Source organism: Nostoc sp. DedVER02 (genome assembly GCF_034530675.2).
GTDB lineage: Bacteria > Cyanobacteriota > Cyanobacteriia > Cyanobacteriales > Nostocaceae > Nostoc.
Window position 1 is genome coordinate 1 of the sequence record NZ_JAVRCP020000032.1, and the last position, 13241, is coordinate 13241.

The 13241-nt window shown below is 39.9% G+C and carries 13 protein-coding genes; 8 read left to right on the forward strand and 5 right to left on the reverse strand.

Translation table 11 applies throughout. The annotated features are described in order from the left end of the window. Positions 1-83 precede the first annotated feature (83 nt). Positions 84-1364, reverse strand: a complete 1281-nt coding sequence (locus RMZ41_RS24460) for an acetyltransferase (RefSeq protein ID WP_322642628.1) — start codon at positions 1362-1364, stop codon at positions 84-86. 179 nt (positions 1365-1543) lie between these two features. After that, the gene (locus RMZ41_RS24465; RefSeq protein WP_322642627.1) at positions 1544-1879 is read right to left on the reverse strand and encodes a hypothetical protein; all 336 of its coding nucleotides are present in this window, start codon (positions 1877-1879) and stop codon (positions 1544-1546) included. 678 nt (positions 1880-2557) lie between these two features. Here RMZ41_RS24465 and RMZ41_RS24470 point away from each other — a divergent pair. Both RMZ41_RS24470 and RMZ41_RS24475 read left to right on the forward strand, forming a co-directional pair. Then, on the forward strand, positions 2558-2773 hold the full coding sequence (locus RMZ41_RS24470) for a hypothetical protein (RefSeq protein ID WP_322642626.1): 216 nt from the start codon (positions 2558-2560) through the stop codon (positions 2771-2773). Beyond that, positions 2770-2991: a hypothetical protein gene (locus tag RMZ41_RS24475; protein WP_322642625.1), complete on the forward strand. Its 222-nt coding sequence runs from the start codon at positions 2770-2772 to the stop codon at positions 2989-2991. The genes RMZ41_RS24470 and RMZ41_RS24475 overlap by 4 nt, the downstream gene beginning before the upstream one ends. A 1-nt stretch (position 2992) precedes the next feature. Here the strand turns inward: RMZ41_RS24475 and RMZ41_RS24480 are convergent, their stop codons facing one another. Next, entirely contained in the window at positions 2993-3745 is a 753-nt protein-coding gene (locus RMZ41_RS24480; RefSeq protein WP_322642624.1) for a Mut7-C RNAse domain-containing protein, read from the reverse strand. Between the two features lie 446 nt (positions 3746-4191). Between RMZ41_RS24480 and RMZ41_RS24485 the strand changes: the two genes are divergently transcribed. Both RMZ41_RS24485 and RMZ41_RS24490 read left to right on the forward strand, forming a co-directional pair. Continuing rightward, the gene (locus tag RMZ41_RS24485) at positions 4192-4461 is read left to right on the forward strand and encodes a hypothetical protein (protein ID WP_322642623.1); all 270 of its coding nucleotides are present in this window, start codon (positions 4192-4194) and stop codon (positions 4459-4461) included. Positions 4462-4793: 332 nt separating this feature from the next. Beyond that, the gene (locus RMZ41_RS24490; protein WP_322642622.1) at positions 4794-5771 is read left to right on the forward strand and encodes a sucrase ferredoxin; all 978 of its coding nucleotides are present in this window, start codon (positions 4794-4796) and stop codon (positions 5769-5771) included. A gap of 134 nt (positions 5772-5905) precedes the next feature. Here the strand turns inward: RMZ41_RS24490 and RMZ41_RS24495 are convergent, their stop codons facing one another. Next, positions 5906-7501, reverse strand: coding sequence for a helix-turn-helix domain-containing protein (locus RMZ41_RS24495; RefSeq protein WP_322642621.1), 1596 nt, complete (start codon positions 7499-7501; stop codon positions 5906-5908). Positions 7502-8535: 1034 nt separating this feature from the next. Between RMZ41_RS24495 and fdxB the strand changes: the two genes are divergently transcribed. From fdxB to RMZ41_RS24515, 4 genes are all read left to right on the forward strand, one after another. Further along, positions 8536-8829, forward strand: coding sequence for a ferredoxin III, nif-specific (gene fdxB / locus RMZ41_RS24500; RefSeq protein WP_174710795.1), 294 nt, complete (start codon positions 8536-8538; stop codon positions 8827-8829). A gap of 512 nt (positions 8830-9341) precedes the next feature. After that, positions 9342-10328 (forward strand): cytochrome c oxidase subunit II, encoded by a 987-nt coding sequence (locus RMZ41_RS24505; RefSeq protein ID WP_322642620.1) that lies wholly within the window; start codon positions 9342-9344, stop codon positions 10326-10328. Between the two features lie 183 nt (positions 10329-10511). After that, a complete protein-coding gene (gene ctaD / locus RMZ41_RS24510) occupies positions 10512-12200 on the forward strand; it encodes a cytochrome c oxidase subunit I (RefSeq protein ID WP_322642619.1) in 1689 nt (562 codons plus the stop codon). A 322-nt stretch (positions 12201-12522) separates the two neighbouring features. After that, positions 12523-13122 carry a heme-copper oxidase subunit III gene (locus RMZ41_RS24515; protein WP_322642618.1) on the forward strand — a complete coding sequence of 200 codons (600 nt, stop codon included), beginning with the start codon at positions 12523-12525 and terminating at the stop codon, positions 13120-13122. Here the strand turns inward: RMZ41_RS24515 and RMZ41_RS24520 are convergent. Next, on the reverse strand, positions 13109-13234 hold the full coding sequence (locus tag RMZ41_RS24520; protein WP_322642617.1) for a hypothetical protein: 126 nt from the start codon (positions 13232-13234) through the stop codon (positions 13109-13111). The genes RMZ41_RS24515 and RMZ41_RS24520 overlap by 14 nt on opposite strands. Between the last annotated feature and the right edge of the window lie 7 nt (positions 13235-13241).

Below are 13241 nucleotides of genomic sequence, written 5' to 3' on the forward strand. Positions count from 1 at the left end.
CCAAATTGGAATAGATAGAATTGTTTCAGAGGTCTAGAACTGTCTGATGGAAAGGATTTTTAATCCAAAATCCAAAATTGGTATTACCACTCCACAGATGAAATTAGGCTGCCGTTGTCGGCATATATTACCCTAGAACGAATATTAGTTCTGGGAGCTAATGTAGAATTGAAGACTGCGCTTTTTTGCCCAACTGCTGAGTTGTTGCCAATAACTGAACGGAATATAACAGAGTTCGGTGCTAACCCTACGCGATCGCCTATGCTAGTCTCAGCACCATTCGCAACACCATTGACAACCTGCCTACCTCCATGAACTAGAGCGCGAGGCCCATAACCAATACCATTACCAAGAGTCAAGCTAGTTGTTTCTAAAGCGTGGAATACAACATCGTTTGCCATCCCAGCAATTTGCCCAACATTAAAAGGTTGACCCTCATCAGCACGCAGTGAAATTCTATTACCTATTTTGTTGTTAAGCGTTGCAAAAGAATCTTGTAGAACGATATTGCCGATGATGCGATTACGGAAGTTTGGATCGCGAGTAACACTTCCACCTATCTGCGGTAGACCTCCGGGGTTGAAAAAAGTGGCTGGAGCGTAATTTATCCCTTTTACGTTTGTCAAATCTGCTCTGGCTAAGTCTGTGTAACCTTTGGCGAATGCTTCATTGACTCCAATAATGCCTTCCATCAATGCTACGTCGGCTTGTGTTAAGTTTGCTACTTTCCCCAAGCTGCCGCTAGTAGCTTGTAGGTTAGTTGTGACGTTTTTACCAGGCAGGACAACTTTACCAGCAGGTAAGGTAACACCAGGGCCAACGCGCGCGAGAAAGTTGACTACCGTGTTTCTTTCTACAGTAGCACCGTCTATTTCACAGTTGAAGGCAAGAAATATCTCGGGAATAGTGTTGCTGAACTGAGTATTGGTAACTGGGTCAGTAAAAGGCCCGGTAGAACCTTGAGTACCGATTTTGGCTGCACCTTTGATAGTAGCCATGTGTGCCATAATGACACGCGAACCAATCTCCACTCCTGTTCCCGAAGCTGTAATTTTCACTTGGTCTTGGACATTAGAATCGGCATCAATGCTAATGGGGGCATTAGTAGCGTCTAACTTGGCAAATGGGGCAACGAAGACTTTTTCACCCAAGGTAATATTTGTGGGATTGATGATTGTTGCAGTTGGGTCAAGGAAACTTGCTGATTCTGAAAGTGCTGTACTTGGGCATACAGGTAGGTTATTTGCCGTTGGATTACACGTTCCTCCAGAGGCAAGGGCGGGTTGTATATGTATCTGTGTGCTGATGGCAAACGCTAAGATAATTGCAGTTAAGGCACTATAAATTGTGCGAGGTTTGAACATAGAAAAAAGACTCCTCACGGGCTATGAAATATTTGGCTATGGGAAAATCTGCTTTAACGATAGTCAAGCAATGTCTGGCGACAAGACGCAGAGTGTCTACGCAGGTGTAGAAATTACCACAAAACTACACTGCAAAAGCCGCTATTTAAGCTTTTTCTCTTGGGATATGAGACAAAGAATTAACCGCCCCAAAAACCTGTTAAGTTGTAAACTATTTGCAGGATGGATGATAACAAGGAGCCTAAAAGTGGAACTGAAATTGTCGTTGTTGCGCTGGCAACTGCATCATTATAGACAGTCTCCCAAGCATCTGGCCCGCTAGTGGATTGCCCATAGACTTTTGTACCCACAGCCAAAGTTAAGCTAAGTACAGATAAACCCACTAGTATTGTGCGACGTTTCAACATTATTCCTTGATACCTAATAGATTGGTAAGTTTTTTTGGCAAGGTAAACCGAAAAGTTTAGGATGACAAAGCTTAAACTTACTGGCTTACCTAATCTAATAATTGCCAAATCTGAGTTCTCTTATTATTTTGCACCAGGCGACTGAAGTCGCGGATACAAAGCAACTGGCGTGTAAATTTTATTCACCGGAGCTTGGTGCAAGTTAAGAGTTAATGAAGTTTTGATTGCTACAACCATCAACTAACTGTTTAGTGTACTATTACTTGATGCTTTTTACTAGAGCTTTTGATATTGATAAAAATTATGGTAATTATAAAAAAATTATTAAATTTTTAGTTTAAGATTTTGCAATTAAATTAAAGGTTTCTCAAGAAATTATCTATCTTAGGAGGTAAGCTTTTTTGATCAATAAGTGGTTAGCCAATCTCATCAGCAAATAAACAAAGGGGAAAAGGTTAAAGGGGAAAGGGATGAACAGGTCGCCTACAAGGGGCGAGGTTTTTACCTTCCTCATAAAATTTGGATTATTTCGCGCCACTTGCGGGCGAGTTTTTACCTTTCCCCCTTCCGCTTCTACATAAAAACACTGCTATAGCTCACGCTTATATCCACAAAACTGGAAAGAAATTGCCACAGCACTCAAAGATACTTCTAATTGGTGTTGTACTGGCTGTGGTCGGGTATGCTTTCGTCCCTTTCCCCTCGCGCACGATTATTCTTTTCATTTGAGCTATTTTGAGTATTTTTTCTGATTGACAAAAGTGCAATTACCTGAATATCTCACAGATGGTTCTGTTGGCACTTTATACACTCCACCCATCACTCATTCATAAACTCAGGATTTGCGATCGCAGCGATCGCATAATTTCCAAGTCAGTGCTAGCATCTGCATTGGCTTTTTCTTACACCATCACATCATGTAGTTTCTTTCTGAAGAAAGATGTTTGCACTAAAGATACATTTAACACTAGAGAAACTACACTATTATTTAATAACTCATGACTTCCGATCAAACCGATCCACTTATAGATTTCTCTCACGCCAAAGAACCTCCTCGCTCTATTGATATCGATAAAGCTCAAGAAGCAGATCCTATTGAACCAGAAGAAGTTACTGGAGAGAGTAAGCTAAACCCTAATCCTGATGATTTGAATCGCCAAGATGAAGATCCAAGAATTGGGGGTAGTCAAATAATTAGTGGGAATATTTCAGCTGGCTAAGTTAGTCACCTTTTTGTGAGTTGAGTACTCCATCAATAAACTGTTGTAATCGTTCATAATGAGAACCCTTCCAATAAATGCGATCGCAGTCTTGGCAACGCTGGAATAGATCGATCTGCGCTCGCACATTTTCTGGTACTTGTTCAATAATGGATTGCTTATCTACAGATTCTAATAATCCATTGCAACGCAAACACCGTTTAAATGGGGCAATTAATTTAAATAAGTCGAAGCGTTGCAGTACTTCTATGATTTGTTGTTGAGGGTTAGTATTTCTAACATAATACCCATACGTTACCAAACTACGCATTAATAGACCTTTATCACGAGTTAAGAGAATCCGCCCTTGACTGGATGATATTTGGGCTAATTTCTCATCCTCATAATCATTGCGGTACAAAGTATCAAAACCTAAAAGTCGTAGGGATGTCGCAAGCTTCCCCAAATGGATATCTACAACAAAACGAATAGTACTGAGCGGTTCTGGCAAAACAGAAATGCTTGGTATAATAACATTCCTAGCTGAAATTGGATAAACGTTGATAGTATCTCCATCCGTAACTATGTAAGAAAAATTTACATATTCCCCATTAACATTTATAAAATCAATTTCTGGATGAGGGACACCTAACGACTCAATCATGTCTTTGATTGACGCTTTCTCCTCAAAAAAATGGGTGATTTTTACCTGCTTGTGATGCCGTGGTAAAAAATGATTCAATTCTGCATGGAAGTAGAAATATGCGATCGCCATAGCCACAGATATTCGGATTACCCTACGGGCAACAATTTGTCACAATTGCGAAACTTTATTTATTGTATTGAAAGAATCAATATTTCCTCAAGTGAGCTATCTCCACTATAAAATGCCCATTTACCTTGATTTAGTCAACCATCTAGAGGCAACAAACGATGATGAAATTATAAAGATTCTCAAATACTTGCATTTATTATTGAGTTCAGTTACAGTCAAAATAGAGGAATATAATCAAACCCTGACATACGCTTCAGGAAGTTAGATTAGATAAAAAAGTAAATAACAGGTTTGTTAATGTTGATGTCAGTGACGCAGCTAGTGATTAGTCACTAGGCTTTAACATTAACTTGTGACGCATGAAGTATAGGGCACTAAAGCATTTATCCCTAGTTTCAGTGTTTTTATTTTTCTGGTCTAATTGAGAATTACTTGCAATAAACATTATGAATAGTGTAGAAATTCTTTTAAATTTGTATTGGCTGATTCCACATCTATCTTTAGGATTATCTTTCTTACAAAAAAAACGGAAAATTATATTTTTATATGTAAAAACAGGATTTGTAACTAGCCATGAAAATAATTTCACCAAAACTTTAGAAAAGTATTTTACTACTAGCAATATTTTGGATTGTAATATCAGCTACATTGATATTATCAGCAAGTTAATCCTTGGTAAGTCTCCAAGTAGCTTTGCACCTATGTACAAGGTTTAATATATTTGATTTTACTAAAGAAAGTAAGTTAAGAAAAGTCGAGTTTCAGCAAGTGAAAATTTATAAGATACTAAATAACAATAAAACTAGATACAAATTTAACGCCGCTCATACGGAAAAATCTATCTTGACACTGTTTATCTTTATTGTGGAGAATTTATTAACCGGAAATACCTCGATCAATAATGATGTTATAAAGTGGCTACCTAGTTTCAGATGGGAAATGAATATTGTTCTTTTTTATCTCCTTTAGCCAAGGATATTGTAGCTAAGAACACAAATGTATTTTGTAATACCTTTTGTCCAAAAAATAAGCTAATGAGTACAGCGAGATGAATACTTTTTTTTGTTCTGATGAGTCACAGCAAGTAGGAGAAGATGTTATTGGTAGCGCCACTAATTATCAAACTTATATTTTAGTTGAGTGTCCTTTACCTTGGACATCAGAAGCTTTTAATTCTAAATGGGTTCCTCAGAACTTGAGGATTTTGGTAGAGGAAGTGAAGCGTGCTAAACTACCGATTAGATTCCTCTTAATTGCTAATGATATTTCACACAAAGTAAATCATACTACGCTCTTGATTTATCAAAAAAAAGAGGGACTAAGTAATGGATACCAAAAGCAAGAGTTTAAGTTAGAAAATATTGAGCAAGTAGCAGCATTTGTCCAAAAATGGATATGGGGTATTAGTTCTAATTCTGAGGTAGAAACTAGTGCCACTAGAGATATTTTAGTTTGCACCCACGGTAGCCATGATAAATGCTGTGCGAGATATGGCGCTCCTTTTTACTTCCATATAACAGCTAGTAATGCTGATTTGTGCTTGGATAATGTGCGAATTTGGAAATCATCGCATTTTGGTGGACATCGGTTTGCACCAACAATCATAGATTTACCAGAGGGAAGATACTATGGTCGTCTCGATCGAGATTCATTTAGATCGATTTTGACTCGATCAGGCGATATTCACTGCTTACAGAAAGTATATAGAGGCTGGGGAATTCTGCCTGCTGCACTTCAGGTTTTGGAAAGAGAACTAATCCTTAGAAACGGATGGGATTGGTTTAATTACAAAGTTGCAGGCAAAATTTTGGAGCAAAGTTTAGATAATAATACTATTCTAGCTGAATTGAGTTTTGAACAACCTTCTGGTTCTCTCTCCACTTACCAGGCGAAACTTGTGAAAGATGAAACAAGGACTCAACAACTGAAGAGTTCATGTAATGCGACAAAAGAGTTAGTAGTTACTAAATATGCTGTAGGTAGCCTTTGGCTTACTTCTAGTAAGGTGATGAGTTATAGTACATAGAAATGATTTTTAACGCAAAGGGAAGCGCAAAGTAACGCAGAGGATTGTTAACGCTGGACAAAATCGTAATAAAACCTCTGTGTACCTCTGCGCTTTCCTCTGCGTCCCTTTGCGTTGAAATTCCAAATCCAAAATCAAGATGAAGCCATATTTAAGACTTTTCTTAACAGAACTTGGTCTTCTAATTTGGCTTTTAAACGACCATTTTCGATATCTCGAATCCAGCTTTGGCTTTTACCTGTAAGTTTTGCCAATTCTCTTTGGGAGAGATTCAAATTTTTTCGCGCCTGCAAAATCTGTTCGCCCAGTAAATCGTTTGTAGCTTTGGGTTTCCTTTTGGCTTTAGCAGTCCGCCGTTGCTTTTTTTCTGATTCTGATATTTGCTGTTCCCATTCTGGTGGGAGTTCAAAAGCCAGAATTCGCGCATTCATGAGCAGATTCCACTTACCACGGGGGCCTGTGTCTGTGAGGCGAGTTTCAGCACCACCGTCATTAGTCCAAAATTCTAATGCTTCATCTGGATCTTCGGGAAGATCGATTAACTTCGCCCATAAAGGTTGAATTTCTGGTGGGTAAGTAACTGGATCGAAAAGTGGCTTCATTCCATAGTGATTGAGAATTTCCAAATCGCTTTCAAAGGTTCGCAGCAGACGTTTACGCTCTTCTCGTTGTCTGGATGCGAGGGCAACTTTTTCTTCACCGTAGGCAATACGCAGCAAGGTAGGAATGGTAATGCGTTGTTCTTTGCCCATTTTGGTTTTAAACAGCAACCACAGCATTAGTCGGACTGCGCCTTCATGTTGCTGCCAAATGCTCATAACTGTAGTTAGTAGTGTTTTCGGGAGACTACCGTATTGATAGAATGCGGTTCGCTCTTTACACGCTTGTTTGTTTAAGAAATATTGCGCCCACGCGCCTGCTTTTACTTTAAAAGTTAGCCCAATCAGATATTTGCATCCAAGATTGTCTTCTTGAAAGTGGTGCTGAATATCTACTAAGTGCCATAAGCGGCTGTTTGTCACAGAGAATCCGTTAATTCGACCTTGTTGCGGCCAGTCAATGGAAATAATTAGGGAGCAAGCTTGCTGAACAAGATTTTTCATTAAAGCTAGCTTGGCAGCTTTGCTTAAGTCTTTGCGTTTCTCCATCCCCAAATATTTCTCGATTTGACGCTCATCGATCGCAAATTCTTGCTCCCAAGGTTGCTCTAAGGCTGTGGCATAACCTGCAAAAATTAGATGTATACAAGCGGCTCTGATATCAAGCGCCTCAATTGCTGCTATATCTGTGGCTTTGTCGTTAACTTTGAATGGATCTTGGATATGAAAAGCGATCGCACCCCTACCTTGATTGACTTGTCGCCTGTAACTGATGTACCCTTCTTCATCGGTTTCCCAATGTAGAGATGTTCGCTGTGCTAGTACATTACACGCTTCCCAAATTGCGATCGCAGAAGCAAATGGATTATTTTTGCCATTAGAAAACAAGTCTAAACTGGTAGAATCTCTCGGTTCAACTTTGCATCTTCCCTTTTTCGCTTGCCAAGGAATGGGAGACTTAGTTGGACAAGCTATTACACATTGTGGTTCTGAATAATAGCCTTCACAATTATTACAAAGACCAGGATCAACCCAATATTCATTGTCCTCTATTCTGATTGCACCCGTAGGACATTGGGGGCGGCAGTTGTCACATCCAACGCAACTGTTGTTAGGAATTGTATAAGGCATAAGGCTCTTTTCCCACTCTAATCGTTGAGATGTCTGTCTCAGGTCTCCCCTGGATGAGTCCTGTCTATTCATGACTCGCTACCACATAATCTTTCTGGCGAGAATAATTTTTTCTCGCCCATTCACTCCCCACATCCATATTTTGACTTTGCATCCAATCGGAAGCTATTTAAGGCTTTTAAACCGATCCTGACAAAACTTATTTATTAACTATACATTTCATGAAAAAAATCATTAATTTGTTTGTACCGAGCTTAAGAATATATCTTAATGTTCATTTAATTAGGTATTTAATGAACATTCGATCTTTAATCATAAAGTGTTTTGAGAACATACTTAAGCCTGATGCGATTTGACTTCATCTGATTTATTAATAATCTTAATATTTAAGGCAGGTTCGGATTCTGCCATAAAAATTACAGTTGCTTTATAAATTGATTATGTTTCCTTCATAAATTCATTATATTGATTTAAATGTAAAACGAATATTTATTTTGTCATCATTTATATAAATAGTTGAATCAGATTAAATGGCAAATTGTTGCTTTGCAAAATACATATTGCATATATAAAAATGTAATTAATGAACATTTATTTTTGTATATATGTATACTGTTTATCTAGATTTCTTTGTCTAAAGCTAAAAGTATTTGAAAAATAATATCATCACTTTTATCGATATACTTGCGTTTACATGAGGCTTTATCGACGAGGGTAGGTTTCAAACCTGTAATTTATGCTGCATGGGAATAGCTGATTAGCGGCTGCTGCCTCCAGTCAGATATTGAGTCAGAGACTCAATGAATGCGTTCTCATGCCGAGCATCTGAACGAGGTAAACTTGAGCATTTATAATTATTATTGGCAATAATTTGCATTTATTTTTGATTTCAAAAATCCTTTGTAATTGTGTTCAAAGTTATCGATTTTTTATCAAGTAAAAGTGAATTTTGAATACAAAAGAATAAAAGATTAGGATAATATGATGATTAATGCACAAACAGATTGATAGGCAAAATTGCCAAGGAATTATTAATGGCACAACTAACAGGTTTGACATTTGGCGGTAAAGCTTGGACACCAAAATTCGCTCAAGAAATTGACAAGGATAAATGTATCGGCTGTGGCAGATGCGTTAAAGTCTGCGGATACAATGTGCTAGGTTTGAAGGCACTCAATGAAGAAGGCGAATTTGTAGATGATGAAGACGATGACGAAATTGAACGGAAAGTAATGGCAGTTACTTCTCCAGAAAACTGTATTGGTTGTGAAGCCTGTTCGCGGATTTGTCCGAAAAATTGCTACACCCATGTTGCAGTAAATAATTAGAGTTTTTAGAGTTAGTCCAAATTGTTGTTAATTCAAGGAGGCACTGTTTGTAAAAAGTGTAAATAGGCTAGGCAAGGTAACTTGAGGGGAATACTAAGTATTGACTGTAACTAATAAATAGTTCACAGTAAACAAATCCGTAAATCGTAAAATGTTAACTATTAACAAATTTAAACTTGCTGCTAATATAGCCTAATCAATATTAGGTCAACAGTGCCCTCTTGGAACAACTAGCTTTTTTGAAAGCAGGGGGCTAACTTTTTCATAGGAGTTGAAATATAATTTGTATTTTTTTGGGGGAAAGATATGGAAAAAATCTGGAAGTTTCCCCCATTTTTAATGGCTGCACGTTAGAAAGTTAATAAGTGAAAAGGAAATGGGGAATGGGGAATAGGGAATGGGAAATGGGAAATGGGGAATAAATAACAATGCCCAATTCCCAGTACCCAATACCCAATCCCCAGTACCCAATACCCATTACCTATAAAAGACTGTTTACACAGGTAGCATGTATGCAACAAGTTCCTGTTTCACTATGGACTCTGGTTGCTGGGATAGTAGTTACAGCAATCAGTATTTGGATCGGTCAAAACCACACTCTCATGCCGATGCAGGCATCGCTACAAGCGCCTTTGGTAGACGGTTTTTTCAACGTCATGTTTACCATTGCGATCGCACTCTTCTTGGTGGTAGAAGGAACTATTCTGATTTTTTTGGTGAAGTTTCGTCGCCGTCGCGGTGATGATACCGATGGTTTACCAATAGAAGGTAACGTTCCCTTAGAAATCTTCTGGACAGCAATTCCCACAGTGATTGTCCTTGGTTTAGGCATCTACAGTGTAGATGTTTTTAACCAAATGGGCGGTTTTGAGCCTGCTGGCCATCCTCATTCAGCGGCTCATGTTGCTCATCAGTCGGGAACGGCAATTGCTGCTACACTCAGCGATACTGAAGCAACAGCTGCACCAGCCATCGCTCCAACAATCGGTATCGGCGCGTCTCCTCAAACTTTAAACAAACCAGCCGATTTAGTTGTTGATGTCAAAGGCATACAGTATGCCTGGTTATTTAATTACCCTGATAGTGGCATTAGTTCTGGGGAATTGCACATACCCGTTGGTGCTGATGTGCAACTCAACCTTTCAGCACAAGATGTAATTCATTCATTTTGGGTTCCAAACTTCCGCTTGAAGCAAGATGCGCTTCCCGGTATACCTACCGAACTACGATTTGTCGCCACCAAACCAGGTACATATCCCGTAGTTTGTGCTGAGTTGTGCGGTGGTTATCACGGTTCGATGCGGACACAGGTAATTGTCCACACACCAGAAGAATATAATAACTGGCGGACAGAAAACCAGATTGCTCAACAGCAAAACCCCAATCAAGTTGTTGCAGTTAATCCAGCCGACTTATCAACATCAGAGTTTCTCGCGCCCCACACCCATGATATGGGCATTAGTGCAGCAACTCTAGAGTCATTGGTCATTGGTCATTAGTCATTGGTCATTGGTCATTGGTCATTGGTTATTGGTCATTAGTCATTAGTCATTGGTCATTAGTTATTGGTAACTGGCAAATGACAACGGACAAATGACAAATGACAAAAGACAAAAGACAAATGACAAAGGGCAAAAAGACAAAGGACAAAAGACAAATGACAAAAGACAAAGGACAAAAATATGACGCAGGTAGAATTTCCACGGAATACTCCACCAGAAGGAAAGAAACCGGAAATGGTGGCTGGCCACGCTTCCCATCCGAAGGCGTGGAAATGGCAAGATTATTTTACATTTAATGTTGACCACAAGGTTATTGGTATTCAATACCTGGTGACGGCGTTTGTCTTCTATCTCATCGGCGGACTGATGGCGATCGCTCTGCGGGTGGAATTAGCAACACCAGATGCAGACGTACTCGACCCCAATCTGTATAACGCTTTCATGACCAATCACGGGACGATTATGATCTTCCTGTGGATTGTTCCTAGCGCTATTGGCGGATTTGGTAACTATTTAGTGCCGTTGATGGTCGGTGCGAGGGATATGGCGTTTCCGAAGCTGAACGCGATCGCTTTTTGGTTAAACCCACCAGCCGGTGCGCTTATATTAGGTAGTTTCATTTTTGGCGGTTCGCAATCTGGTTGGACAGCTTACCCACCTTTGAGTTTGGTGACAGCACCAATTGCTCAAACTATGTGGATACTTGCGATCGTTTTGGTAGGAACTTCCTCAATTTTAGGTTCGCTGAACTTCGTAATCACCATTTTGATGATGAAGGTTCCGAGCATGAAATGGGATCAAGTACCCCTATTCTGCTGGGCAATCTTGGCAACCTCCCTGCTAGCACTTCTCTCCACACCTGTATTAGCAGCCGGTTTAGTTCTGCTGTTGTTCGACCTCAACTTTGGTACATCCTTCTTTAAACCAGATGCAGGCGGTAACGTTGTAATTTATCAACACTTATTCTGGTTTTATTCTCACCCGGCAGTATATTTAATGATTCTGCCCATCTTCGGCATCATGTCGGAGGTAATTCCGGTTCACTCCCGCAAGCCAATTTTTGGTTATAAAGCGATCGCTTACTCTAGTGTAGCCATCTGCGTTGTCGGTTTGTTCGTTTGGGTACACCACATGTTTACCAGTGGTACACCCGGCTGGATGCGGATGTTCTTCACTATCTCCACTCTTATAGTTGCAGTTCCCACTGGCGTGAAGATTTTTGCCTGGGTTGCTACCCTTTGGGGTGGTAAAATCCGCTTCACAGGTGCGATGCTTTTCGCCATTGGCTTGTTGTCTATGTTTGTCATGGGCGGCTTAAGCGGTGTGACGATGGGAACAGCGCCTTTTGATGTTCACGTCCATGACACATATTATGTTGTCGGACATTTCCATTACGTTCTGTTTGGCGGTTCCGTGTTTGGCATTTATGCCGGTATTTATCACTGGTTCCCCAAAATGACCGGACGAATGTTGAATGAAAGTTTGGGACGGATTCATTTCGCCCTCACCTTCATCGGCACTAATCTCACCTTTTTACCCATGCATGAGTTGGGTTTGAAAGGAATGCCCCGACGAGTGGCAATGTATGACCCCCAATTTATCGACCTCAATCAAATTTGTACCTTCGGTTCAATTGTTTTGGGGATATCGGTAATTCCTTTCGCCATCAACATGATTTACAGTTGGTTGAAAGGGCCTTTGGCTGGTGATAATCCTTGGCAAGCTTTGACTTTAGAATGGACAACTAGCTCGCCACCAGCAATTGAAAACTGGGAAGTATTGCCGGTTGTGACTCATGGCCCTTATGACTACGGTCATGATAACAGTAGTGAAATACAGCCATCTGCAACGCCGGAAGCTAGTGCTTAGTTGGTATATTCAGTATTGCGATCGCACTCAAAGTCACTAAAACCTCTAGTCATTAGATTTGAGAACACGAAACTCCAAGCTTGGAACACGAAATTTCAAGCTTGGAACATGAAAGGCCGAGTTCAGAACACGAAAGGCCGAGTTCAGAACACGAACGACCGAGTTCAGAACATAAAACTCGGAATTTTGAGAATTCCTGAACAAGTTAAGAGTTTGGCTAAACAAGGATTTTGGATAAAGAATGGAAATTTAGCTGGTTCAGACTTCATTCTTTATTCAAGCTTCCACAACAGACAGAGTAGATTGTATTGTCAAAAAATCTATGACTATAGCTACAACCACAAACGAAGAACACAGTGCAGGACACGAAGAACATCCAGATTTAAGAGTTTGGGGATTGTTGACATTCCTCGCTTCTGAATCCCTGATGTTTGGGGGATTTTTTGCCACTTTCTTGTTTTTTAGAGGTATTACAGCAGTTTGGCCTCCAGAAGGAAGTGAAGTAGAACTACTTGTGCCGACGATTAACACCATTATCCTGGTGTCTAGTAGTTTCGTGATTCACTTCGGTGATACGGCAATTAAAAAGAATAACGTCAAGGGAATGCAACTGTGGTATGCGATTACTGCAATCATGGGGGCAATTTTCTTAGGTGGTCAGGTTTATGAGTATTCAACATTGGGATACGGACTGACTACTAACGTTTTCGCTAACTGCTTTTATATCATGACTGGGTTCCACGGGTTGCACGTTTTTGTAGGACTGTTACTGATATTACGCGCATTGTGGCGATCGCGTCTCCCTGGTGAATATTCTGCAACCAATCATACTTTCATCGAAATGACGGAAATTTACTGGCACTTCGTAGACATTATTTGGATTGTTTTATTCACCTTGGTGTACGTTCTCACTTTGTTTTAAATTGGGCATTGGGCAAAGCAAAGACGCGATAAATCGCCGTCTCTACAATCAATCTTTCGTCTTGATGGCGATAAATCGCGTCTCTTGCTTTAACCGAACTATATTGCCTCATATCCCCG